The following is a 23,286-nucleotide window of genomic DNA, read 5'->3' as shown; positions in this document are numbered from 1 at the left end:
CTCACAGGCGCCAAAAATCTACTGGCGAGCCCTCAGCGCGCTGTCAGCTCGATCAGGCAAAAACGCCCCTGAACCTCCAGCCCCAGCAATTCATCGTTACCCTCCAGCCGCAGGCAGTCATACAACCCCAGCCGCTGCATCTCACGCCCCGCCATGGCCACCTCGACCTGGCTACTGGCCGCAAACAACAACAGCGTCGACGCCGCACTGAACAGCGGGTGGGTACCATCGAACCACTGCAACCGCGCCCGATAACGCTGCGGCGAATAGATCAGGTTGAAATCACGAATCGCCCCACCCAGCAACTTGCAACTGACCTGGCTCTCGCCGGCAAACGCAAAGGCATCGAACGGCAACAGTGGCCGACTGGCCTGGCCATCGACCAACAGGCGCATGCCATCGCCCTGCAGCACGGTGATGATCCGCTGGTAACCGGCGAACGACGAGAACCCGCCTGACTCTTCGATATCGGCAATCGACAAACGCCAGCCGAACCCGTCGAGGCCCTCGCCACTGTCGCGGGTGATTTCCTCGGTGAAGCCCCCGCCGTTCTTCCACGGCATGCGCGGGTAACCCTGCGCACGCAACACCTGCATCTGGCTCATTTGCTGAAACGTCCTTCAAGGCGATGACGGGAACCGGGGTGGATCAACCGCGCAGCGGTGACCGGCTGGCGACCGGACCAGGTGCGGCGGCGAATCAGCAGGCATGGCTCGCCCCGCTCGATCTGCAACAACTGGCACTCGTGCGGCTCCGCCAGGATCGCCTCAACCACGTGCTCACCCTCGGTCAACGGTGCGACCTGGGACAAGTAGGCGTAAGGCGTCTGCCGGGTGAAATCCTGCTTGAGGTAATCAGGGGCGATCGCTGCGTTGACGTAGCGGTCCTCGATTTGCACCGGGATGCCATTTTCGTAGTGCACGATCAGCGAATGGAACACCCGCTGGCCTTCGCGCATGTCCAGCGCCAGGGCGCGCTCGGAGCCGGCCGCTTCTTCGGTAAGGGTGATCACCTGGCAGCTATGCTGGTGGCCACGCCCGGCAATTTCGTCGGCGATGTTGTTGACCTCGAACAGCGCCGAGCGGCTCTTGGGCTCGGCGACGAACGTGCCGACCCCTTGCATGCGCACCAGCAAGCCTTCGGCCGTGAGCTCACGCAGGGCGCGGTTGATGGTCATGCGGCTGAAGCCCAGTTGGCTGACCAGTTCGCTTTCCGAAGGGACCCGGTGATGAGGCGGCCAGCTGCCGTTGTCGATGTGCTGGATGATCATCTGTTTGACCCGCGCGTACAGCGGCGCCGGGCCCTCGCCCATCTGGGCAACCAGCGCGGAGACAGGAGGTGTCGGCACGGCGTTGGATCCTTGTGCGATTGAATGAGCGGTAGCTTGCCGCAGTTTACCCGGCAGGCAAACGCCTGTATATGTATATACAAGTTAACAATAACAGGATTTCACCGATGTCCGCCTACTTCGCCGAACGAGCCCTGCTGCCCAATGGGTGGGCCAGCAATGTCCGAATCGAGGTCGCCAGCGATGGTAACGTGGCCCGTATCGAGCCCGATGCTTCGGCCGAAGGCGCCGAACGGCTGGCCGGCCCGCTGCTGCCGGGCATGCCCAACCTGCATTCCCATGCGTTTCAACGCGCCATGGCGGGGCTGGCGGAAGTGGCGGGCAACCCCAACGACAGCTTCTGGACCTGGCGTGACCTGATGTACCGCCTGGTGGGCCAGATCAACCCGGAGCAACTGCAGGTCATCGCGCGCCAGCTGTATATCGAGATGCTCAAGGCCGGCTACACCTCGGTGGCCGAGTTCCACTACGTGCACCACGACCAGGCCGGCAAGGCCTACGCTGACCCTGCCGAACTGTCCCGGCGCATCAGCGCGGCGGCAGCCAGCAGCGGCATCGGCCTGACCCTGCTGCCGGTGCTCTACAGCCACGCCGGCTTCGGCGGCCAGGCTCCGAACGAAGGGCAACGGCGGTTCATCAATTCCACCGAGCAGTACCTGCGCCTGCAGGCACAACTCGCCCCCCTGCTGGCCGCGCAGCCGGCACAGCAACTGGGGCTGTGCTTCCACTCGCTACGGGCGGTCACGCCAGGGCAGATCGCCCATGTGCTGGAGGCTGGCAGCCCGCACAGCCCGGTGCATATCCACATTGCCGAACAACAGAAGGAAGTCGACGACTGCCTGGCCTGGAGCGGCCGCCGCCCGCTGCAGTGGCTGTACGAACATGTCGACGTGAACGCGCGCTGGTGCCTGGTGCATGCCACCCATGCCGAAGCTGATGAAGTTACCGCCATGGCCCGCAGCGGCGCGGTGGCAGGCCTGTGCCTGACCACCGAGGCCAACCTGGGCGACGGTATCTTCCCGGCGGTGGATTACCTGGCACAAGGTGGGCGCATGGGCATTGGCTCGGACAGCCATGTGTCGCTCAGCGTGGTGGAGGAGCTGCGTTGGCTGGAGTATGGCCAGCGGCTACGCGATCAACGGCGCAACCGGTTGTACCGCGGCGACCAACCGATGGTCGGCCGCACGCTGTATGACGCGGCCTTGAGCGGCGGCGCCCAGGCGCTTGGGCAAGCGGTCGGCGAGTTGGCAGTGGGCAAGCGAGCCGACTGGCTGGTGCTCGACGGGCAGGACCCGTACATCGCCACGGCAAAGGGCGATGCGATTCTCAACCGCTGGCTGTTCGCGGGCAGCGATCGCCAGGTGCGCGATGTGATGGTCAACGGGCAATGGGTAGTGCGCCAGGGGCGCCATGCGCAGGAAGACGAAAGCGCGCGGGCGTTCGTCGAGGTCCTGCGTCAACTGCTGAATTGAGGGTAGATGCAGCCTTGTGCTGCGAAGAGGCCGGTATTACCCCAGCATTTGCTGAATGCATACGGGCCTCTTCGCAGCACAAGGCTGCTCCTACACGCACAGCGTGAATGGCATCAATGAGACTTGACGATCTGCTGGTCAGCCGTGCGCCAGATAAGCCGGCTGGTGTCATACCCCTGCTGCCGTGCCTTGGCCAGCAAGCTTTCGCGCTGCCAGGCTGGCAGGCTCGGTGTGCGGGACAGGATCCACAGGTATTTGCGGTCCGGGCTGCCGACGATCGCCGTGTGGTAGCGGTCGTCCACGTACAGAATCCAGTACTCGCCTCTCGCCACGCCCGGCACCAGGCGCGTAAACCAGTTATCGAACTCGACCCACAGTTTGTCGGTATGCCCCGGTTCCTGGATGTTGGCATGCCCCTCGGCGCGCAGCCATTCGTCACCGATCGTGCGGCAACGATTGAGCACGCCAAACGTGCCATCCTGCTTCAGGTTGTAATGCGCCTCGGACTGCTCGCAGCCCTCCTGGTAGCGCATCGGCAGGCGCGCCAGCTCGTACCATTTGCCCTGGTAGCGCTTGAGGTCGACATTGCCGGCGGTTTTCGGCGCCAGCGGGTCATGCGCAGACGTGGCGCAGCCGCCCAGCAACATCACCAGGCACAACCCCAGCAGCAGGTGGACACGCCTCATTTGAGGCCCTGCCCTGAATACATCAGCACCTTGTCGGCCGCGTATTGCACGCTGATAAAGCTCTTCTCGTCCCCCCAGGTACAGCTGCTCATGCCCAGTGCGCCAGAGCACTCGGTGGGCGTGCCGAGCAATTGCTCGACCTCGGCCTTGTTCATACCGGCCTTGAGCTTGGAATAGTTTTCCTGGTTGATCTTGCTGCACGCAGTCAGAACGACGCACAGGGACAACAGGGCGAGGGAACGCAACGACATGAAGGACACTCCTGAACAGGGGATACAGGCGAGTGGCCTGCAGTGACCTTCGACGGGAAAATCCCTCCCTGGTTCCCTGCCCTCCCCCCTTTTCACCTACACCATTGGTCGGCTGGCCAATGGCAGGCATAAAAAAACCGCGCCTGCAGATGCACGCGCGGTTTATGTGTCGCGACAGGCCTGCGCAGCAGGCCCAGTGGCAATCAGAACCTGGAGCCAGGCTCCAGCAAAAAGTCCATCTCTTCGCTGGTGCTCGGCCGCTCGAGCATCAGGTTGCGGTGCGGGAAGCGCCCGAACCGGGCAATCACCCGCTGGTGCTGCTCGGCGTAGTCGAGGAACCCCTCGAACAACCGGCGATTGGCCTCAGGTTGCTCGTCCAGCAGCATCTGATAACGTTCGACGCACAGGTTTTGCCAGTCCAGCACCTCGGCATGCTCCAGCACCAGCAGCACGAACACCCGCTGGATCGGCAGCAACTGGTAATCCCAGCCTTTTTGCAGGCCCTGCATGGCCACCACCTGCGCACGCCGGTCGCCCTCGAAGGCGCGCGGCGTGTCGCGGTAAATCATGCGAGGCAGCTGGTCCAGCAGGATCAGCAGGCCGAGCCAGCCTTGCGGGCTCTGTTGCCACTCTTCGAGCCCGCCCGCCAGGGCGTGTTCGACCAAGTCGCCAAACAGCGCCTGGGCCTCGGCATCGTGATGCTTGCCGAACCACAGCGTGCTCTTCTCGTCAGCCACGGCCTGGGGACTGGTGCCCCAACCGAACCACCACTCCAGCAACGGCTGCCAAGGTGCGAGCATGACTTACTCCTTGTGATACGCGGTGACGCGCTCGACCTCTTCCTTCGAGCCGAGGATGACCGACACGCGCTGGTGCAGGCTCTCTGGCTTGATGTCGAGGATACGATCGTAACCATTGGTGGATGCGCCGCCAGCCTGCTCGATGATGAACGACATCGGGTTGGCTTCGTACATCAGGCGCAGCTTGCCCGGCTTGCTCGGGTCGCGAGCGTCACGCGGGTACATGAACAGACCGCCACGGGTCAGGATGCGGTGCACGTCGGCGACCATCGAGGCGATCCAACGCATGTTGTAGTTCTTTTTCAGCGGACCGGTTTCACCGGCCAGCAGTTCGTCCACGTAACGCTGTACCGGGGCTTCCCAGTGGCGCTGGTTGGACATGTTGATGGCGAATTCGGCGGTGGTGGCCGGTACCTGGATATTTTCGTGGGTCAGGACGAAGCTGCCCAGTTCACGGTCCAGGGTGAAGCCTTTGACGCCATTGCCCAGGGTCAGGATCAGCATGGTCTGCGGGCCGTAGATGGCATAACCGGCAGCAACCTGCTCGGTGCCTGGCTGCAGGAACGCTTCTTCGTTGAGGCTTTCGTTCTGGCTCAGGTACTGGTTAGGGCAACGCAGTACCGAGAAGATGGTGCCGACCGAGACGTTGACGTCGATGTTCGACGAGCCGTCCAGCGGGTCGAAGACCAGCAGGTAGGCGCCTTTCGGGTATTTGCCCGGGATCTGGTAGGCGTTGTCCATTTCTTCGGACGCCATGCCGGCCAGGTGGCCGCCCCACTCGTTGGCCTCCAGCAGGATGTCGTTGGAGATAACGTCCAGCTTCTTCTGTACTTCGCCTTGCACGTTTTCGGTGCCCATGCTGCCCAGTACGCCGCCCAGGGCGCCTTTGGACACGTGGTGGCTGATCTCTTTGCACGCGCGCGCCACCACTTCGATCAGGAAGCGCAGATCGGCAGGGGTATTGTTGCTGCGGGTCTGCTCAATCAGATAGCGACTCAGGGTAACGCGGGACATGTATGGCTCCGAAATGGAAAGGGGGAGAAAAACCCCCGCAGTTTACAGGGAGAGTGCGATGCTAGCGAGTGATGAGACTCGCCTGGGCTGTCTGACGGCACAATAGGTCGGTAGTTCAGCCTTTGCCAGGCCGGCTGTCGACTGGGGCTGGTGTGCGCCCCATTCGCGGGCAAGCCCGCTCCCACAGGTTTTGCGCAGCCTTCAAGGCAACGCAGATCCTGTGGGAGCGGGCTTGCCCCGCGAATGGGCCGCACCGCGGCCCCATGCTCAATCCAGTGCCTTCCAGATCTCCCCCGCATACTCCCGGATGGTCCGGTCCGACGAGAACCAGCCCATCTTTGCCGTGTTCAGCACCGCCATCCGCCACCATTCCTGCGGCGTATGCCACAGCTCCTCGACCCGCCGCTGAGCATCCCAGTAAGCATCGAAATCGGCGCACACCAGGAAGCGGTCATACGCCACCAGCCCATCGATCAACCCGGTATAGCGCGAGGGATCATCAGGCGAGAACACCCCGCTGCGAATCGATTGAAGCACGTCGTTCAAGCGGCTCGACTCGGCAATCGCCACACTGGCGCCAAAGTCTCCCGCTCGCCGCCGCGCCTCAACCTGCTGCGCCGTCAGGCCAAAGATGAACATGTTGTCGGCCCCCACGTGCTCGCACATCTCGACGTTGGCACCGTCCAGCGTGCCGATGGTCAGCGCGCCATTGAGGCCGAACTTCATGTTGCTGGTACCCGATGCTTCATAGCCGGCGGTAGAAATCTGCTCGGACAGGTCCGCCGCCGGGATGATGCTCTCGGCCAGGCTGACGTTGTAGTTGGGCAGGAACACCACCTTGAGCAGGCCGCGCACGGTCGGGTCGTTGTTCACCACCCGGGCGATGTCGTTGGCCAGTTTGATGATCAGCTTGGCCTGGTGATAGCTGGCCGCAGCCTTGCCGGCGAAAATCTTCACCCTCGGCACCCAGTTGGTGCCCGGGTCGTTGCGTATGGCCTGGTACAAGGCCACGGTGTGCAACAGGTTGAGCAGTTGGCGCTTGTATTCGTGGATGCGCTTGACCTGCACATCGAACAGCGCCTCCGGGTTGACCGTCACGCCGATACGGTCCTGGATGATGCTGGCCAGGGCGCGCTTGCTGTGCAGGCGCTGGGCGGCGAACTGCTTGCGGAAGCTGCTCTTGTCGGCAAACGGCACCAGGTTGGCGAGTAAGCCTTCCGGGTCGTCCTTGAGCTCCGGGCCCAGCGCCTCGACCAGCATTTCGGTCAACTGCGGGTTGGACTGGTACAGCCAACGCCGGAACGTGATGCCGTTGGTCTTGTTGTTGATCCGCTGCGGGTAGAGCTTGTGCAGCTCGGCGAACACCGTGCTCTTCATCAACTTGCTGTGCAGTGCCGACACGCCGTTGACGCTGTGCGACCCCAGAAACGCCAGGTTGCCCATGCGTACCCGACGGCCGTTTTCCTCCTCGATCAACGACACCGCCCGCAGCACGTCGAAGTCGTGCAGGCCTTTCGCGCGCAGGGCGTCGATATGGTAGGCGTTGATCAAGTAGATGATCTGCATGTGACGCGGCAGCATGCGCTCCATCAGCGCCACCGGCCAGGTTTCCAATGCCTCGGGCAGCAGGGTGTGGTTGGTGTAGGCCAGGGTGCCGACGGTCAGCTCCCAGGCCTTTTCCCACGGGATTTCATGCTGGTCGACCAGCAGGCGCATCAACTCGGCCACGGCAATCGACGGGTGCGTGTCGTTGAGCTGGATGGCCGCCGCATCGGGCAGGTTGAGCAAGTCTTTGTGCATGTTCAGGTGTCGCCGCAGCAGGTCCTGCAGCGAGGCCGAAACGAAGAAGTATTCCTGGCGCAGGCGCAGTTCCTGGCCAGCTTCGGTGCTGTCGGCCGGGTAGAGAACGCGTGAGATGCTCTCGGCACGGGCCACTTCGGCGACCGCGCCCAGGTGGTCACCGGCGTTGAAGCGCTCCAGGTGCAGCTCTTCCAGCGCCCGGGCACGCCACAGGCGCAAGGTGTTGACGCTGGCGCCACGCCAGCCGACCACCGGCGTGTCATAGGCCACCGCGCGCACCGTCTCGCCAGGCCACCACACTTGCCGTTGCTGGCCGTGGGTGTCTTGCACCGTTTCGACGCTGCCGCCGAAACTGATCGGGTAGATCACCTCGGCGCGCTCGAACTCCCAGGGGTTGCCAAAGTCCAGCCAGTTTTCGGTCTGCTCCTGCTGCCAGCCATCAACCACCGCCTGGCGAAACAGGCCGTGCTCGTAGCGGATGCCGTAGCCGTGGGCGGCGATACCCAGGGTCGACATGCTTTCCATGAAACAAGCGGCGAGCCGCCCCAGGCCACCGTTGCCCAGCGCCGCATCCGGCTCGAGCAGGCGGATACGCTCCAGGTCGACGTCCAGGCCATCGAGGGCTTCACGGGCGATGTCCAGCAAGCCGAGGTTGCTCAGGCTGTCGTACAGCAGCCGCCCGATGAGAAATTCCAGAGAAAGGTAATACACCCGCTTTTGACTGCGCCGGTAGGCCTGACGGGTGTGGTCCATCCAGTGATCGACCATGTGATCACGCGCGGCCAGGGCTATGGCTTCGAACCAGTCATGGTCGAAGGCATGCTCGGGGTCCTTGCCGACCGCGTAGGTCAGCTTATCCAGTACAGCGGCGCGAAAATCGGCCACCTCGGCGTCACGTGCTTTGGGTTCCTGGGACATGCGGCATCCTCGGGCAAGTTGACGAATACGGAGGGAGAGTGAAGAGACTAGACCCTTCGACAGGGACTTACCGTTCCTGTTCGCAGTTTTCATGCCTGAACACTGAATCAACACCGTGAATCGGGCAAAAGGTTGTTCACAAATTGAACAACTCCGGTATCATCGCGCGCCCCAAGCCCGTGATTCACCCCCATAACGATGAAAACGACCCTGATCGCCGCCGCCGAAGTCGACCGCCTGGAGACTTGGCAGCGCTATGCCAGCCACATGTGCGGTGGCTGCCACTCGACCTGTTGCACCCTGCCGGTGGAGGTGAAGATCAAGGATCTGATCCGCATTGGCGTGGTAGACGAGTTCGAAAAAGACGAACCGCCCAAAAACGTGGCCAAACGCCTGCAGAAGGAAGGCATCATCGAACGCTTCAACCAGAAGTCAGGCATTTTCACCCTGACCCGGATGAGCAACGATGACTGCATGTACCTGGATCGTAAGAGCCGGCTGTGCACCATTTATGACAAGCGCCCGGACACCTGCCGCAACCACCCCAAGGTCGGGCCGCGGCCGGGGTATTGTGCTTACAAGCCCAAGGTGGTTGGTCGCTGACCGATAGCTTGCTCCGGCCTCTTCGCGGGTAAACCCGCTCCCACAGGATTTGCGCAATCTTCAATGCCTGCGCAGTACCTGTGGGAGCGGGTTTACCCGCGAAGAGGCCAGCACCGACAGTACAAAATCTGCAGACAAACAAAAACGCCCCCGGCCTTTCGACCGGGGGCGTTTTCATTCAGCCACAGCTAAATCAGCTGTTCTTGGCTTTCTTGGCAGCGCGGGTACGCTCGCTTTCGTCCAGGATCTTCTTGCGAAGACGGATGGACTTCGGCGTGACTTCGCACAGCTCGTCTTCCTGGATGTATTCCAGAGCCTGTTCCAGGGTGAAGCGAACAGGCGGAACCAGGGCGATGACTTCGTCTTTACCCGAAGCACGCATGTTGTCGAGCTTCTTGCCCTTGGTAGGGTTGACGCCCAGGTCGTTGTCGCGGCTGTTCTGGCCGATGATCTGACCGTTGTAGATCTCTTGACCGTGCTCGACAAACAGCTTGCCACGCGCCTGGAGGGTTTCCAGCGAGTAGGTCAGCGCCTTGCCGGTTTCGACCGAAACCAGTACGCCGTTCTGACGGCCGGACATGTGGCCGGACTTCACGGTGTCGTAGCGGTCGAAGATCGAAGTCAGGATGCCTGCACCGTTGGTCAGGGTCAGGAACTGGTTACGGAAACCGATCAGACCACGCGCCGGGATGTTGTATTCCAGGCGTACACGGCCCTTGCCATCCGGAACCATGTTGGTCAGGTCGCCTTTACGCAGACCCATCTCTTCCATGACCTTGCCCTGCGCTTCTTCAGGGATGTCGATGGTGACGTTTTCGAACGGTTCCTGCTTCACGCCGTCCACTTCGCGGATGATCACTTCTGGGCGGCCCAGGGCCAGCTCGAAGCCTTCGCGACGCATGGTTTCGATCAGTACCGAGAGGTGCAGCTCACCACGGCCCGAGACTTTGAACTTGTCTGGGGAGTCGGTTTCTTCAACGCGCAGGGCAACGTTGTACAGCAGCTCTTTGTCCAGACGGTCCTTGATGTTACGGCTGGTAACGAACTTGCCTTCCTTGCCGCAGAACGGCGAGTCGTTGACCTGGAAGGTCATCGAAACGGTAGGCTCGTCAACGGTCAGCGGCTTCATCGCCTCAACGGCAGTCGGGTCGCACAGGGTGTCGGAGATGAACAGCTCGTCGAAACCGCTGATGCAGACGATGTCGCCAGCTTGGGCTTCTTCGACATCGACGCGGTGCAGGCCGTGGTGGCCCATCAGCTTGAGGATACGGCCGTTACGCTTCTTGCCGTCGGCGTCGATGGCGACAACCGGGGTGTTCGGCTTGATGCGACCACGGGCAATACGGCCAACACCGATAACACCCAGGAAGCTGTTGTAGTCCAGAGCGGAGATCTGCATCTGGAACGGGCCGTCACGGTCAACAGCTGGCGCTGGAACGTGGTCGATGACAGCCTGGTACAGGGCAGTCATGTCTTCGCCCATTTCGGTGTGGTCCAGACCGGCGATGCCGTTCAGGGCCGAGGCGTAGACGACTTTGAAGTCCAGCTGTTCGTCGGTGGCACCGAGGTTGTCGAACAGGTCGAAGATCTGGTCCAGAACCCAGTCAGGACGCGCGCCCGGGCGGTCAACCTTGTTGATGACAACGATTGGCTTCAGGCCAGCTTCGAAGGCCTTTTTGGTCACGAAGCGGGTTTGCGGCATCGGGCCGTCTTGAGCGTCGACCAGCAGCAGCACGGAGTCGACCATCGACATTACACGCTCAACCTCGCCACCGAAGTCGGCGTGGCCGGGGGTGTCGACGATGTTGATGTGGTAGCCGTTCCAGTTGATGGCGGTGTTTTTCGCCAGAATGGTAATACCGCGCTCTTTTTCCTGGTCGTTGGAGTCCATGACGCGCTCGTCGTTGAGCTCGTTACGCTCCAGAGTGCCGGACTGACGCAGGAGTTTGTCGACCAACGTGGTTTTACCATGGTCAACGTGGGCGATGATGGCGATGTTACGCAGATTTTCGATCACAAGTGTATCTCGATCAGAGGATTCGGTTGCCGCCTAGTCTAGGCGACCAATATGTAAGGTATAAGGCTCAGCAGGCCCGGTGGTCGGGAGGGCGATGGCGGATGCTGCCGCCATACAGCCCTGGCGTCTTATGCCGGACGATAAACACGCACATTGGCATGTCCCTCACTGAGCAGGTGGTGTGCGTGCAGTCGGCTCATCACACCCTTGTCGCAATACAGCAGGTACTGGCGTGTTTCATCCAGCTGCTTGAAGCGACTATTAATTGCATAAAATGGCATCACCTGGACTTCGATGCCCTCGATCACCAGGGGTTCGTCTTCCTGGGCATCGGGGTGACGGATGTCGATGACGATCTGGCCAGGCAGCGCTTCGCGCACTTCTTCCACCTCGACGTCCTTGCCCAGCTCATCGATCACGTGGTCGATCGAGATGAACTTGGCGCGTTCGAGGGCGCGCTCCAGCACGGCCATGTCGAATTGCTTCTCTTCATGCTCCATGCGGTGACGCTTGGCGTGGGTGGTCGGGTTTACCGAGATCACGCCGCAGTATTCAGGCATGTGCTTGGCGAAGTCGGCGGTGCCGATTTCGGTGGCCTGGTCGATGATGTCCTGCTTGTGGCTGGCCAGCAGCGGGCGCAGCACCAGCTTGTCGGTCGCCGAGTCGATGATCGACAGGTTCGGCAGGGTCTGGCTGGAGACCTGGGAAATTGCCTCGCCGGTGACCAGCGCGTCGATCTGCAGGCGGTCGGCCATATGGGCGGCGCCGCGCAACATCATGCGCTTGAGGGTCACGCCCATGTAGCTGTTGTCGACCTTGTTGAGGATCTCGCCGACCACTTCTTCGAACGGCACGCTGATGAACAGCACGCGCTGGCTGCTGCCGTACTTTTTCCACAGGTAGTGGGCAACTTCCATCACCCCCAGTTCGTGGGCACGGCCGCCGAGGTTGAAGAAGCAGAAGTGGGTCATCAGGCCACGACGCATCATCTGGTAGGCCGCCACGGTGGAGTCGAAGCCACCGGACATCAATACCAGGGTTTGCTCCAGGGCGCCCAGCGGATAGCCGCCGATGCCCTGGTGCTGGTTGTGGATCACGTACAGGCGCTGGTTGCGAATTTCGATGCGCACCAGGACTTCCGGGTTCTTCAGCTCGATGCCGGCGGCGCCGCACTGCTGACGCAGCTGGCTGCCGACGTAGCGGTCGACGTCCATCGACGTGAAGTCGTGGTGGCCGCCGCGCTTGCAGCGTACGGCGAAGTGCTTGCCTGCCAGCAGGTGACCGAAGTGCTGCTTGCACTTCTCGACGATGTCGTCGAAGTCGCCGAGCGGGTATTCCTCGACCTGCAGGAAGTGGGTGATACCCGGCGTGCAGGTGAGGCGCTCGATCATCTCGCGCTGGACCTTCTCGTCTTCGACGCGGGTGACCACTTCGAGATTGTCCCAGACACCATCGACCGCGAGCTCAGGATCCAGATCCTTGAGCACGTTGCGGATGTTCTTGCCGAGCTGACGGATGAAGCGCTTGCGCACCGGCCGGCTCTTGATGGTGATTTCTGGGAAGACTTTGACGATAAGTTTCATTGGTTAACAGCGCGCGCAGGGCCTGCCGAAAATGAGGGGCGCGAATTATATCGGAAATTGCTCAGGATTTGACCAACTTTTGATCAGAAGCTTTGAGATAAATGCAAGGCCGGGCTTTTGGGGTGCCTGTTCCGGCCCTTTCGCGGGTAAACCCGCTCCTACAGGGGATTGCACAATCTTCGAAATCCCTGCGGTCCCTGTGGGAGCGGGTTCACCCGCGAAGAGGCCCTGAAAGAAAGCACAACACTAAGCACGTGCACACTATTGGTGCACTGGTACTAAAAACCGCATCTTAAGGGTGCACTTTTCCCCGCTACCCTGTCGCCAGATGCCCGCAAACGCCCTCTTTTATCCCGCCCTCGCCATTTTCGGGCACTGGCATGCAATTTGCTCCCTTGTGAGGCAGGTAAGCTTGGCCGACTATCCGCGCCCGGCAACACCCTTTTTCCAGGGCAGCGGCCCACCGCGCTCTAGACCATCCGGAGGACAACATGTCGAAGTCGGTTCAACTCATCAAAGATCATGACGTCAAGTGGATTGATCTGCGTTTCACGGACACCAAAGGCATTCAGCACCACGTGACCATGCCGGCGCGTGATGGCCTGGACGAAGATTTCTTCGAAGTCGGCAAGATGTTCGACGGTTCCTCCATCGCTGGCTGGAAAGGCATCGAAGCCTCCGACATGATCCTGATGCCGGTCGATGACACCGCCGTGCTGGACCCGTTCACCGAAGAGCCGACTCTGATCATCACCTGCGACATCGTCGACCCGTCGAGCATGCAGGGCTACGATCGCGACCCACGCGGCATCGCCAAGCGCGCCGAAGAGTACCTGAAGAGCACCGGCATCGGTGACACCGTATTCGCTGGCCCAGAGCCTGAGTTCTTCATCTTCGACGAAGTGAAGTTCCAGTCGGACATCTCCGGCTCGATGTTCAAGATCTTCTCCGAGCAAGGCTCGTGGATGACTGGCGCTGACGTGGAAGGCGGCAACAAAGGCCACCGTCCTGGCGTCAAAGGCGGCTACTTCCCAGTTCCGCCGTTCGACCACGACCACGAAATCCGTACTGCCATGTGCAACGCACTGGAAGAAATGGGTCAGACCGTTGAAGTTCACCACCACGAAGTGGCGACTGCCGGCCAGAACGAAATCGGCGTCAAGTTCAACACCCTGGTGAAGAAAGCTGACGAAGTACAGGCCCTGAAGTACGTCGTGCACAACGTTGCCGACGCCTACGGCCGTACCGCCACCTTCATGCCGAAGCCACTGTACGGCGACAACGGCTCGGGCATGCACGTGCACATGTCGATCTGGAAAGACGGCAAGAACACCTTCTCGGGTGAAGGCTATGCCGGCCTGTCCGACACCGCCCTGTACTTCATCGGCGGTATCATCAAGCACGGTAAGGCCCTGAACGGCTTCACCAACCCGTCGACCAACTCCTACAAGCGTCTGGTCCCAGGCTTCGAAGCCCCGGTGATGCTGGCCTACTCGGCGCGCAACCGTTCCGCCTCGATCCGTATTCCGTACGTCGGCAGCCCGAAAGCCCGCCGTATCGAAGCGCGCTTCCCGGACCCATCGGCCAACCCGTACCTGGCCTTCGCGGCCCTGCTGATGGCTGGCCTGGACGGCATCCAGAACAAGATCCACCCAGGCGATGCTGCCGACAAGAACCTGTACGACCTGCCGCCTGAAGAGGCGAAAGACATCCCTCAAGTTTGCGGCAGCCTGAAAGAGGCCCTGGAAGAGCTGGATAAAGGCCGTGCGTTCCTGACCAAGGGCGGCGTGTTCTCCGACGACTTCATCGATGCCTTCATCGAGCTGAAGAGCGAAGAAGAGATCAAAGTCCGTACCTTCGTGCACCCGCTGGAATACGAGCTGTACTACAGCTGCTGATCTGATCGGCGCCTAGCGCCGATGACGTGATCAAGACGGCCTCCTTCGGGAGGCCGTTTTTGTTTCTGCCCACGCAGAACCCTCGCCACTCCCGCTATGCTCTATCTTGGTGCACAACTGCCAGCCGTGCCCCTATTTGCTCCCCAATCTGGGTCAAGTGAAACGTTTCATCCAGAGTTTCTGATCCGAAAGTGCGCAGATACAGGCCTTTATGGGCAAATCTCGCTTCTTTTCGGAGCTTTGGTTTGTTTCTTGCATTTTCCTGGCATCAGCGGATCCACAGCGCGCCCGGCTCTGGCCACCCAGTGCCAGGCAAGCGCCAAAAGAGGTCAACGACGCCTTATGACCATCAGCGATGCACAGCACCGTCTGCTTCTGGACAACCTGACCACCGCCACGCTCCTGCTGAACGCCGAGCTGCGCCTGGAATACATGAACCCGGCGGCAGAAATGCTGTTGGCCGTCAGTGGCCAGCGCAGCCATGGGCAGTTCATCAGCGAGCTGTTCACCGAGTCGACCGAAGCGCTCAGCTCGCTGCGCCAGGCGGTGGAACAGGCGCACCCGTTCACCAAGCGCGAGGCGCAGCTGACCTCGCTGACTGGGCAGACCATCACCGTCGACTACGCTGTCACGCCGATTCTGCACCAGGGCCAGACCCTGCTGCTGCTCGAGGTGCACCCGCGCGATCGGCTGCTGCGCATCACCAAGGAAGAAGCCCAGCTGAGCAAGCAGGAAACCACCAAGATGCTGGTGCGTGGCCTGGCCCACGAGATCAAGAACCCGCTCGGTGGCATCCGCGGCGCGGCGCAGCTGTTGGCCCGCGAGCTGCCTGAAGAAGGCCTGCGTGACTACACCAACGTGATCATCGAAGAGGCCGACCGCCTGCGCAACCTGGTCGACCGCATGCTGGGCTCGAACAAACTGCCCTCGCTGGCGATGACCAATATCCACGAAGTGCTGGAGCGGGTCTGCAGCCTGGTGGACGCCGAAAGCCAGGGCTGCATCACATTGGTGCGCGACTACGACCCAAGCCTGCCGGATGTGCTGATCGACCGTGAGCAGATGATCCAGGCGGTGCTGAACATCGTGCGCAACGCCATGCAGGCGATCAGCTCGCAGAACGAATTGCGCCTGGGCCGCATCACCCTGCGCAGCCGTGCGCTGCGCCAGTTCACCATCGGCCATGTGCGCCACCGGCTGGTGGCACGCGTCGAGATCATCGACAACGGCCCGGGCATCCCGTCGGAACTGCAAGACACCCTTTTCTATCCCATGGTCAGCGGGCGCCCGGACGGTACCGGTCTGGGCCTGGCCATCACCCAGAACATCATCAGCCAGCACCAGGGCCTGATCGAGTGTGAAAGCCACGCGGGCCATACCGCCTTCTCGATTTACCTGCCTCTGGAACAAGGAGCCACCGCCTCATGAGCCGAAGTGAAACCGTATGGATCGTCGACGATGATCGCTCCATCCGCTGGGTCCTGGAAAAAGCCCTGCAACAGGAAGGCATGACCACCCAGAGCTTCGACAGCGCTGATGGCGTGATGGGCCGCCTGGCCCGCCAGCAACCGGATGTGATCATTTCCGACATCCGCATGCCGGGCACCAGCGGCCTTGACCTGCTGGCCCAGATCCGCGAACAGCACCCGCGCCTGCCGGTCATCATCATGACCGCTCACTCCGACCTCGACAGTGCCGTGGCGTCCTACCAGGGCGGCGCCTTCGAGTACCTGCCCAAGCCGTTCGACGTGGACGAGGCGGTGTCGCTGGTCAAGCGCGCCAACCAGCATGCCCAGGAGCAGCAAGGCCTCGATGTGCCACAAGCCTTGGCCCGCACGCCAGAGATCATCGGCGAAGCGCCGGCGATGCAGGAGGTGTTCCGCGCCATCGGTCGCCTGAGCCACTCCAACATCACGGTACTGATCAACGGTGAGTCCGGCACCGGCAAAGAGCTGGTGGCGCATGCGTTGCACCGCCACAGCCCGCGTGCGGCGTCACCGTTCATTGCCCTGAACATGGCAGCCATCCCCAAGGACCTGATGGAGTCCGAGCTGTTCGGCCATGAGAAAGGCGCCTTTACCGGTGCGGCCAACCTGCGCCGCGGCCGCTTCGAGCAGGCCGACGGCGGTACGTTGTTCCTCGACGAGATCGGCGACATGCCCGCCGACACCCAGACCCGCCTGCTGCGGGTGCTGGCCGATGGCGAGTTCTACCGGGTGGGTGGCCACGTGCCGGTCAAGGTGGATGTGCGCATCATTGCCGCCACCCACCAGAACCTGGAGTCGTTGGTGCAGGCTGGCAAGTTCCGCGAGGACTTGTTCCACCGGCTCAATGTGATCCGCATCCACATTCCGCGCCTGGCCGACCGCCGCGAAGATATCCCTGCGCTCGCCCGCCACTTCCTCGCCCGCGCCGCGCAGGAGCTGGCGGTGGAGCCAAAACTGCTGAAGCCGGAAACCGAAGAGTTCATCCGCAACCTGCCGTGGCCGGGCAACGTGCGGCAGATGGAAAACACCTGCCGCTGGATCACCGTGATGGCGTCCAGCCGTGAAGTGCTGATCGGTGACTTGCCTCCCGAGCTGCTGAACCTGCCGCAGGACGCCGCCCCTGTGACCAACTGGGAACAGGCGCTGCGCCAGTGGGCGGACCAGGCGCTGGCCCGTGGCCAATCGAACCTGCTCGACAGTGCGGTGCCCAGTTTCGAACGGATCATGATCGAGACCGCCCTCAAGCACACGGCCGGGCGGCGTCGGGATGCGGCGTTGTTGCTGGGCTGGGGGCGCAATACCTTGACGCGCAAGATCAAGGAGCTGGGGATGAATGTCGCCGGCGGCGATGAGGATGACAGCGAAGACCATTGAGTTGTACGTAGGTCATTGAATACTGGGGCCGCTCTGCGGCCCATCGCGGCACAAGGCCGCTCCCACACCGACCGCGTTATGCCCCTATTCACAGGGCATGTGCGAACATTGTGGGAGCGGCCTTGTGCCGCGATGGGCCGCAAAGCGGCCCCAATACAGGCGATGGATAACTTAAGTGAACAGCATGACGCTTTAGAGCGGCCCTTTTTATTTCAGCCGCAATGCACCGATCCTGTGCCCTCTGCACCGCACGAAGGCACAAAAACCCTCAAAACCTGGCAAAAAAGCCCTGAAAGCCAATGTTTCCGGGTTTTGCAAAACTGGCACGCCCCCTGCAATAAGTCCTGTATCTCCCGTTTCGGGGTCCTCGGTACAGGCAGGCCGGGAAAACCCCTCTTTTATTTGCAGTAGCGCAAGTTTTGGGGACCCTGGTACAGGCAGGCCGGGACATCCCCTCTTTTATTCGTGCAGCCTCACCTGCACACGCCAACGCCCAGCGTCCTCTGCACCGGCCCACTCGCCGTGCAGAGGGCGCGCGGCCACCACCGTCAGCAACAGCCCTTCCTCGCTTTTCTGCACACGCCAGCCCACCGGTTTGCCCTGCAGGCTCAATTGCCCCCGCTGGGCCTTGCCCTGGGCCTCGAACAGCACGGCAACCGTCCCCTCGACGTTCTCGCCATGCAGCTTCGGCTCTTCGTTGAACCATAGGTCGAGCCCGTCTTGTACCACCTCAACCTGCTCCAGCACCCGCTCATCGGGGGTGGTCAGGCGGCCGATCATCAAGCCCACCATCAGGCCGACAATGGCCAGCGATAGCATCACCCGTGGGAAGGCCTTCGAACGCAGGTCCGGTTCAGGGGTAGAATGCTCGTCATCTTCACGCCTGGAGCCGTGCATGTTTCACGTCATCCTTTTTCAACCAGAAATTCCGCCGAATACCGGCAACATCATTCGCCTCTGCGCCAACAGCGGTTGCCACCTGCACCTGATCGAGCCCATCAGCTTCGAACTGGATGACAAGCGCCTGCGCAGGGCGGGGCTGGACTACCACGAGTATGCCACGCTCAAGCGCCACGAGAGCCTGGCCGGATGCCTGGAAAGCCTGGGTAACCCACGGCTGTTCGCCTTCACCACCAAGGGCTCGCACCCCTTCCATGAAGTGGCTTACCAGCCGGGCGACGCCTTCCTGTTTGGCCCCGAAAGCCGCGGTTTGCCAGCCGACGTGCTGGACAGCCTGCCGCCCGAGCAGCGCTTGCGCCTGCCGATGCGGCCGGGGTGCCGCAGCCTGAACCTGTCCAATACCGTGGCGGTGACGGTGTATGAGGCCTGGCGGCAGAACGGGTTTGCCGGAAGCTGACCCATTGCCTGCTCTGGCCTCTTCGCGGGGCAAGCCCGCTCCCACAATGGTTTGGCGTAAGCATCTCAATGTGGGAGCGGGCTTGCCCCGCGAAGAGGCCAGAACAGGCAATAAAAAAGCGCCCCGTGAGGCGCCTTTCTGAAACCGGCAGCTATTACTGCACAGTCGGCGTCTCGCCCGCTTCCTGCATACGCTGCAGCTCTTGCGCGTACAGGGCGTCGAAGTTGACCGGCGACAGCATCAGCGCTGGGAACGAACCGCGGGTGACCAGGCTGTCGAGGGTCTCACGGGCGTACGGGAACAGGATGTTCGGGCAGAACGCGCCGAGGGTGTGGCTCATCGACGAAGCGTCGAGGTTGGCGATGAGGAAGATGCCGGCCTGCTGCACTTCAGCGATGAAGGCCACTTCGTCACCGTTCTTGACGGTCACCGACAGGGTCAGCACCACTTCATGGAAGTCGCCTTCCAGGGCTTTCTGCTTGGTGTTCAGGTCCAGGGCAACGCTCGGCTCCCACTGCTGGCGGAAGATCTGCGGGCTTTTCGGGGCCTCGAACGACAGGTCACGCACGTAGATGCGCTGCAGGGAGAACTGAGGGCTGTTGTCTTCGGCAGCTGCGCCGTTGGTCTGTTGGTCAGTCATGGCAGATCCTTATCCTAATGTTTTTGAATGCAGTGCAAATCAGGCCGCCAGCAGCGCGTCGAGCTTGCCGGCGCGCTCCAGGGCATAGAGGTCATCGCATCCACCGACATGGGTGCTGCCGATCCAGATCTGTGGCACCGACGTACGGCCGGCCTTCTGGCTCATATCGGCGCGAACCTGCGGTTTGCCGTCGACCTTGATTTCCTCGAACGCAACGCCCTTGCTCTCGAGCAGGTATTTGGCGCGCATGCAGTAGGGGCAGTAGTCGCTGGAATAAACGATGACGGGCTTCATATCACTTCACCAGGGGCAGGTTATCGGCTTTCCAGCTGGAAACGCCACCGCTCAGCTTGGCGGCGTTGTAACCAGCCTTGAGCAGCTCGCGGCAGAGCGTGCCGGACTGCTGGCCCATCGCATCGACGATGATCAGGGTCTTCTCTTTGTGCTTTTCCAGCTCGGCCATACGGCTGACCAGCTTGTCCTGCGGGATGTTCACGGCACCCACGATGTGGCCCGCGGAATATTCCTTGGCGGTGCGGATGTCAATGACCAGGGCCTTGTCAGCGTTGACCAGGGCAGTCAACTGGCCATTGCTCAGGCTCTGGCCGCCACGGCGGACTTCATTGATGAGCAGCAGGACCAGCAGAACAACGAAGATCGCAACCAGGATGTAGTGATCTGTCGCGAATTGAATCAGGTGAGCAACCATCAGCGGTGTTCCAGGCGATTGAAAATGCCGGCCAGTATACACAGCCCCCCATGACCACCAAAGCCCGACTGGCCGGCCAGAAAAGCAGCTTTGCCCTGGCGCGGTGGCTGCGCCGGTCGGGGGATGGGACGAATATTCGCCGTTGATGGCGCATTTGCCCTAAAATGCGTGTCTTTATCATCTTTGAACAACCGTGAGTTTGATTGATGACGAGTACGCCCAAACCCCTGGTCCTGATCATTCTGGATGGCTTCGGCCACAGCGAAAGCCCCGAATACAACGCCATCTATGCCGCCAACACACCGGTTTATGACCGCCTGCGCGCCAGTCAGCCGCACGGCTTGATCTCCGGTTCAGGCATGGATGTCGGCCTGCCAGACGGGCAGATGGGCAACTCCGAAGTCGGCCACATGAACCTCGGTGCCGGCCGCGTCGTCTACCAGGACTTCACCCGGGTCACCAAGGCTATTCGTGATGGCGAGTTCTTCAGCAACCCGGTGCTCACCGGCGCGGTGGACAAGGCTGTCGGTGCCGGCAAGGCCGTGCACATCCTCGGTTTGCTGTCCGACGGCGGCGTGCACAGCCACCAGGACCATCTGATCGCGATGGCCGAACTGGCCGCACAGCGTGGCGCCGAAAAAATCTACCTGCACGCCTTCCTCGACGGCCGCGACACGCCGCCGCGCAGCGCCGAGTCGTCCATCGAGCTGCTCGACAAGACCTTCGCCAAGCTGGGCAAGGGCCGCATCGCCAGCCTCATCGGCCGCTACTTCGCCATGGACCGCGACAACCGTTGGGACCGCGTTGCCGCGGCCTACAACCTGATCGTCGACAGCGTCGCCGACTATACCGCAGACACCGCCCTGGCCGGCCTTGAAGCCGCCTACGCCCGTGAAGAAAACGACGAGTTCGTCAAAGCCACGCGCATTGGCGAGGCGGTCAAGGTCGAAGACGGCGACGCGGTGATCTTCATGAACTTCCGCGCCGACCGCGCCCGCGAACTGTCGCGTGCCTTCGTCGAGCCGGACTTCAACGAATTCCCGCGTGCGCGCCTGCCGAAGATGGCGGCCTACATCGGCCTGACCCAGTATTCGGCAAAAATCCCGGCGCCAGCAGCCTTTGCACCGTCCAGCCTGGACAACGTGCTGGGCGAATACCTGGCCAAGAATGGCAAGACCCAGCTGCGCATCGCCGAGACCGAAAAGTACGCGCACGTCACGTTCTTCTTCTCGGGCGGCCGTGAAGAGCCGTTCGAAGGCGAAGAGCGCATCCTGATCCCATCGCCGAAGGTCGCCACCTACGACCTGCAACCGGAAATGAACGCGCCGGAAGTCACCGACCGCATCGTCGAAGCCATCGAGCAACAGCGTTTCGACGTGATCATCGTCAACTACGCCAACGGCGACATGGTCGGCCACACGGGCGTGTTCGAGGCCGCGGTCAAGGCCGTCGAAGCGCTGGATACCTGTGTTGGGCGTATCGTCGAGGCGCTGGATAAAGTCGACGGTGAAGCGCTGATCACCGCCGACCACGGCAACGTCGAGCAAATGGAAGACGCCTGCACCGGCCAAGCGCACACCGCGCACACCACCGAGCCAGTGCCGTTCATCTATGTGGGCAAGCGCAAGGTCAAGGTCCGCGAAGGCGGCGTGCTGGCCGACGTGGCGCCGACCATGCTGAAACTGCTGGGGCTGGAAAAGCCTGTGGAAATGACCGGGACGTCGATCCTGATCGACGCCTGAGTTGCCTTCATTCGCAGCACAAGGCTGCTCCTGCAATGGCCTGCGCACCGCCTGTAGGAGCAGCCTTGCGCTGCGAATGGGCCGCAAAGCGGCCCCAGATTCAAGGTTTCCAGACAAACGCCTCGCCGCATCTGCCGCGAGGCGTTTTTTTTTGCAGGCTCGCGCGGGCATACTAGGCCAGTCTCCATCCCTGGTACGCCCAACCCCATGCTCCGCGCCCTGATCCTACTCGCCCTGTCTTGCCTGCTCAGCCCGGCATTTGCCGATGAGCGCGCACAGACCCAGCAACAACTGGACGCCACCCGCCAGGACATCGCCGAGCTCAAAAAGATGCTGGGCAAGCTCCAGGAAGAGAAATCCGGCGTGCAGAAAGACCTCAAGTCCACCGAGACCGACATCGGCAACCTCGAGAAACAGGTGGAGGCCCTGCAACAAGAACTAAAAAAGACCGAGGGCGAGCTGGAGCGCCTTGATACCGAGAAAAAAAAACTCCAGAGCGCCCGCGTTGAACAACAACGGCTGATTGCCATCCAGGCCCGCTCGGCCTACCAGAACGGCCGCGAGGAATACCTCAAGCTGCTGCTCAACCAGCAGAACCCCGAGAAATTCGCCCGCACCCTCACCTATTACGATTACCTGAGCAAGGCGCGCCTGGAGCAACTGCGCACCTTCAACGAGACCCTGCGCCAGTTGGCCAACGTTGAACAGGACATCGCCCGCCAGCAAGAGCAACTGCTGGCCCAGCGCGCCGACCTCGACAGCCGCCGCCAGGCCCTCGAGACCGAGCGCAGCAAGCGCCAGCAAGTACTGGCCAAGCTCAACAACGACATGAAAGACCGCGACCAGAAGCTGCAGGCCCGCGAGCAGGACCAGGCGGACCTTGGCAAAGTACTCAAGACCATCGAGGAAACCCTGGCACGCCAGGCCCGCGAGGCAGAGGAAGCGCGCAAGAAAGCCCTGTTGGCCCAGCAAGAGGCGGAAAAACGCCGCCAGCAGGAAGCCCTGGCCGCCGCCGCTGCGCGCGAAGAAGCCCGCGAGCCGGTCGAGCCGCCGAAAAAGGCCCGCACCACCCTGGGCCCGATGGTTTCCAGCGATGGTGCCAACTACGGCGGCGCTTTTTCTGCTGCACGGGGCAAACTTCCGTGGCCCGTCAATGGTCGATTGCTGGCACGCTTCGGCGATGCACGCGGCAGTGACGCCCGGGCCAAATGGGACGGGGTGATGATCAGCGCCAACCCCGGCACGCAAGTACGCGCCGTACACGGCGGCCGTGTGGTGTTTGCCGACTGGTTGCGCGGTGCTGGACTTCTGGTCATTCTCGACCATGGTAATGGTTACCTGAGCCTGTACGGCCACAACCAGAGCCTGCTCAAGAGCGCCGGTGACATCGTCAAAGCTGGCGAAGCCATCTCCACCGTGGGTGACAGCGGTGGCCAGGACAGCGCAGGCTTGTACTTCGCCATCCGCCAGCAGGGCCGGCCTACCGACCCGTCGCAGTGGTGCAGAGGCTAGGGTTTGTCCGAAAAACAACCCAGTTCACCTTTTTACGGCGTAGCCTGAATGCTGCGCCGATGCTCCTCACGGAGC

21 protein-coding genes are annotated in these 23,286 nt (G+C 61.8%); 8 read left to right on the top strand and 13 right to left on the bottom strand.

Going from position 1 to position 23,286, the window contains the following annotated elements; translation table 11 throughout:
* Nucleotides 1-32 precede the first annotated feature (32 nt).
* Entirely contained in the window at nt 33-605 is a 573-nt protein-coding gene (locus AB7M33_RS10770; RefSeq protein ID WP_454242827.1) for a HutD/Ves family protein, read from the bottom strand.
* On the bottom strand, nt 602-1,312 hold the full coding sequence (gene hutC, locus AB7M33_RS10765) for a histidine utilization repressor (protein WP_172960436.1): 711 nt from the start codon (nt 1,310-1,312) through the stop codon (nt 602-604). Before hutC ends, AB7M33_RS10770 begins: the two co-directional genes overlap by 4 nt.
* Before the next feature lie 143 nt (nt 1,313-1,455).
* On the opposite strand from hutC, the gene AB7M33_RS10760 reads away from it, so the two are divergent.
* Nucleotides 1,456-2,820 carry a formimidoylglutamate deiminase gene (locus tag AB7M33_RS10760; RefSeq protein WP_454242826.1) on the top strand — a complete coding sequence of 455 codons (1,365 nt, stop codon included), beginning with the start codon at nt 1,456-1,458 and terminating at the stop codon, nt 2,818-2,820.
* A 113-nt stretch (nt 2,821-2,933) separates the two neighbouring features.
* On the opposite strand, the gene AB7M33_RS10755 is transcribed toward AB7M33_RS10760, so the two are convergent.
* From AB7M33_RS10755 to AB7M33_RS10735, 5 genes are all read right to left on the bottom strand, one after another.
* Entirely contained in the window at nt 2,934-3,506 is a 573-nt protein-coding gene (locus AB7M33_RS10755; protein WP_186677171.1) for a lipocalin family protein, read from the bottom strand.
* Nucleotides 3,503-3,757 (bottom strand): outer membrane protein assembly factor BamE domain-containing protein, encoded by a 255-nt coding sequence (gene bamE, locus AB7M33_RS10750; protein ID WP_079230016.1) that lies wholly within the window; start codon nt 3,755-3,757, stop codon nt 3,503-3,505. The genes AB7M33_RS10755 and bamE overlap by 4 nt, the downstream gene beginning before the upstream one ends.
* 203 nt (nt 3,758-3,960) lie before the next feature.
* Nucleotides 3,961-4,557 (bottom strand): DUF924 family protein, encoded by a 597-nt coding sequence (locus AB7M33_RS10745; RefSeq protein WP_454242825.1) that lies wholly within the window; start codon nt 4,555-4,557, stop codon nt 3,961-3,963.
* 3 nt (nt 4,558-4,560) lie between these two features.
* A complete protein-coding gene (locus tag AB7M33_RS10740; protein WP_027592388.1) occupies nt 4,561-5,571 on the bottom strand; it encodes a class 1 fructose-bisphosphatase in 1,011 nt (336 codons plus the stop codon).
* Nucleotides 5,572-5,838: 267 nt separating this feature from the next.
* Nucleotides 5,839-8,289, bottom strand: coding sequence for a glycogen/starch/alpha-glucan phosphorylase (locus AB7M33_RS10735; protein WP_027592387.1), 2,451 nt, complete (start codon nt 8,287-8,289; stop codon nt 5,839-5,841).
* Between the two features lie 198 nt (nt 8,290-8,487).
* On the opposite strand from AB7M33_RS10735, the gene AB7M33_RS10730 reads away from it, so the two are divergent.
* Complete coding sequence (locus AB7M33_RS10730) at nt 8,488-8,892, top strand: YkgJ family cysteine cluster protein (RefSeq protein WP_016712459.1); 405 nt, start codon at nt 8,488-8,490, stop codon at nt 8,890-8,892.
* Between the two features lie 193 nt (nt 8,893-9,085).
* Here AB7M33_RS10730 and typA read toward each other — a convergent pair whose 3' ends face one another.
* Together typA and thiI are read right to left on the bottom strand one after the other, a co-directional pair.
* Nucleotides 9,086-10,909 carry a translational GTPase TypA gene (gene typA / locus AB7M33_RS10725; RefSeq protein WP_027592386.1) on the bottom strand — a complete coding sequence of 608 codons (1,824 nt, stop codon included), beginning with the start codon at nt 10,907-10,909 and terminating at the stop codon, nt 9,086-9,088.
* A gap of 128 nt (nt 10,910-11,037) precedes the next feature.
* Nucleotides 11,038-12,492: a tRNA uracil 4-sulfurtransferase ThiI gene (thiI, locus tag AB7M33_RS10720; protein ID WP_027592385.1), complete on the bottom strand. Its 1,455-nt coding sequence runs from the start codon at nt 12,490-12,492 to the stop codon at nt 11,038-11,040.
* A 491-nt stretch (nt 12,493-12,983) separates the two neighbouring features.
* On the opposite strand from thiI, the gene glnA reads away from it, so the two are divergent.
* The 3 genes from glnA to ntrC all read left to right on the top strand — a co-directional run bounded on the left by glnA (nt 12,984) and on the right by ntrC (nt 17,251).
* Complete coding sequence (gene glnA, locus AB7M33_RS10715; protein WP_008095432.1) at nt 12,984-14,390, top strand: type I glutamate--ammonia ligase; 1,407 nt, start codon at nt 12,984-12,986, stop codon at nt 14,388-14,390.
* A gap of 342 nt (nt 14,391-14,732) precedes the next feature.
* Nucleotides 14,733-15,818 (top strand): nitrogen regulation protein NR(II), encoded by a 1,086-nt coding sequence (glnL, locus tag AB7M33_RS10710; RefSeq protein WP_027592384.1) that lies wholly within the window; start codon nt 14,733-14,735, stop codon nt 15,816-15,818.
* Nucleotides 15,815-17,251: a nitrogen regulation protein NR(I) gene (gene ntrC / locus AB7M33_RS10705; protein WP_027592383.1), complete on the top strand. Its 1,437-nt coding sequence runs from the start codon at nt 15,815-15,817 to the stop codon at nt 17,249-17,251. The genes glnL and ntrC overlap by 4 nt, the downstream gene beginning before the upstream one ends.
* A gap of 459 nt (nt 17,252-17,710) precedes the next feature.
* On the opposite strand, the gene AB7M33_RS10700 is transcribed toward ntrC, so the two are convergent.
* Entirely contained in the window at nt 17,711-18,148 is a 438-nt protein-coding gene (locus tag AB7M33_RS10700; protein WP_027592382.1) for a hypothetical protein, read from the bottom strand.
* On the opposite strand from AB7M33_RS10700, the gene trmL reads away from it, so the two are divergent.
* Nucleotides 18,147-18,608: a tRNA (uridine(34)/cytosine(34)/5-carboxymethylaminomethyluridine(34)-2'-O)-methyltransferase TrmL gene (gene trmL, locus AB7M33_RS10695; RefSeq protein ID WP_027592381.1), complete on the top strand. Its 462-nt coding sequence runs from the start codon at nt 18,147-18,149 to the stop codon at nt 18,606-18,608. The two genes, AB7M33_RS10700 and trmL, sit on opposite strands and share 2 nt — an antisense overlap.
* A 154-nt stretch (nt 18,609-18,762) precedes the next feature.
* Here the strand turns inward: trmL and secB are convergent, their stop codons facing one another.
* Genes secB through AB7M33_RS10680 form a run of 3 tightly spaced genes read right to left on the bottom strand, consistent with a single transcriptional unit; the run spans nt 18,763 to nt 19,957 of the window.
* Complete coding sequence (gene secB / locus AB7M33_RS10690; protein ID WP_027592380.1) at nt 18,763-19,248, bottom strand: protein-export chaperone SecB; 486 nt, start codon at nt 19,246-19,248, stop codon at nt 18,763-18,765.
* A 39-nt stretch (nt 19,249-19,287) separates the two neighbouring features.
* Nucleotides 19,288-19,542 (bottom strand): glutaredoxin 3, encoded by a 255-nt coding sequence (gene grxC / locus AB7M33_RS10685; protein WP_265969994.1) that lies wholly within the window; start codon nt 19,540-19,542, stop codon nt 19,288-19,290.
* Nucleotide 19,543: 1 nt separating this feature from the next.
* Nucleotides 19,544-19,957: a rhodanese-like domain-containing protein gene (locus AB7M33_RS10680; protein ID WP_027592379.1), complete on the bottom strand. Its 414-nt coding sequence runs from the start codon at nt 19,955-19,957 to the stop codon at nt 19,544-19,546.
* 206 nt (nt 19,958-20,163) lie between these two features.
* Between AB7M33_RS10680 and gpmI the strand changes: the two genes are divergently transcribed.
* Entirely contained in the window at nt 20,164-21,699 is a 1,536-nt protein-coding gene (gene gpmI / locus AB7M33_RS10675; RefSeq protein ID WP_027592378.1) for a 2,3-bisphosphoglycerate-independent phosphoglycerate mutase, read from the top strand.
* Nucleotides 21,700-21,906: 207 nt separating this feature from the next.
* Complete coding sequence (locus AB7M33_RS10670; protein ID WP_027592377.1) at nt 21,907-23,211, top strand: murein hydrolase activator EnvC family protein; 1,305 nt, start codon at nt 21,907-21,909, stop codon at nt 23,209-23,211.
* The last annotated feature ends 75 nt before the right edge of the window (nt 23,212-23,286 follow it).

The sequence above is a fragment of the Pseudomonas sp. Y3 TE3536 genome, from assembly GCF_053629175.1.
Note: the sequence above shows the minus strand (reverse complement) of the source record. Positions and strands in the feature narration are given on the sequence as shown.

Bases quoted from the DNA above. Each gene is read 5' to 3' on its own strand.
- AB7M33_RS10770 (WP_454242827.1), bottom strand. From the start codon at position 605: ATGAGCCAGATGCAGGTGTTGCGTGCGCAGGGTTACCCGCGCATGCCG.
- hutC (WP_172960436.1), bottom strand. From the start codon at position 1,312: ATGGGCGAGGGCCCGGCGCCGCTGTACGCGCGGGTCAAACAGATGATC.
- AB7M33_RS10760 (WP_454242826.1), top strand. From the start codon at position 1,456: ATGTCCGCCTACTTCGCCGAACGAGCCCTGCTGCCCAATGGGTGGGCC.
- AB7M33_RS10755 (WP_186677171.1), bottom strand. From the start codon at position 3,506: ATGAGGCGTGTCCACCTGCTGCTGGGGTTGTGCCTGGTGATGTTGCTG.
- bamE (WP_079230016.1), bottom strand. From the start codon at position 3,757: ATGTCGTTGCGTTCCCTCGCCCTGTTGTCCCTGTGCGTCGTTCTGACT.
- AB7M33_RS10745 (WP_454242825.1), bottom strand. From the start codon at position 4,557: ATGCTCGCACCTTGGCAGCCGTTGCTGGAGTGGTGGTTCGGTTGGGGC.
- AB7M33_RS10740 (WP_027592388.1), bottom strand. From the start codon at position 5,571: ATGTCCCGCGTTACCCTGAGTCGCTATCTGATTGAGCAGACCCGCAGC.
- AB7M33_RS10735 (WP_027592387.1), bottom strand. From the start codon at position 8,289: ATGTCCCAGGAACCCAAAGCACGTGACGCCGAGGTGGCCGATTTTCGC.
- AB7M33_RS10730 (WP_016712459.1), top strand. From the start codon at position 8,488: ATGAAAACGACCCTGATCGCCGCCGCCGAAGTCGACCGCCTGGAGACT.
- thiI (WP_027592385.1), bottom strand. From the start codon at position 12,492: ATGAAACTTATCGTCAAAGTCTTCCCAGAAATCACCATCAAGAGCCGG.
- glnA (WP_008095432.1), top strand. From the start codon at position 12,984: ATGTCGAAGTCGGTTCAACTCATCAAAGATCATGACGTCAAGTGGATT.
- glnL (WP_027592384.1), top strand. From the start codon at position 14,733: ATGACCATCAGCGATGCACAGCACCGTCTGCTTCTGGACAACCTGACC.
- ntrC (WP_027592383.1), top strand. From the start codon at position 15,815: ATGAGCCGAAGTGAAACCGTATGGATCGTCGACGATGATCGCTCCATC.
- trmL (WP_027592381.1), top strand. From the start codon at position 18,147: ATGTTTCACGTCATCCTTTTTCAACCAGAAATTCCGCCGAATACCGGC.
- AB7M33_RS10700 (WP_027592382.1), bottom strand. From the start codon at position 18,148: ATGCACGGCTCCAGGCGTGAAGATGACGAGCATTCTACCCCTGAACCG.
- secB (WP_027592380.1), bottom strand. From the start codon at position 19,248: ATGACTGACCAACAGACCAACGGCGCAGCTGCCGAAGACAACAGCCCT.
- grxC (WP_265969994.1), bottom strand. From the start codon at position 19,542: ATGAAGCCCGTCATCGTTTATTCCAGCGACTACTGCCCCTACTGCATG.
- AB7M33_RS10680 (WP_027592379.1), bottom strand. From the start codon at position 19,957: ATGGTTGCTCACCTGATTCAATTCGCGACAGATCACTACATCCTGGTT.
- gpmI (WP_027592378.1), top strand. From the start codon at position 20,164: ATGACGAGTACGCCCAAACCCCTGGTCCTGATCATTCTGGATGGCTTC.
- AB7M33_RS10670 (WP_027592377.1), top strand. From the start codon at position 21,907: ATGCTCCGCGCCCTGATCCTACTCGCCCTGTCTTGCCTGCTCAGCCCG.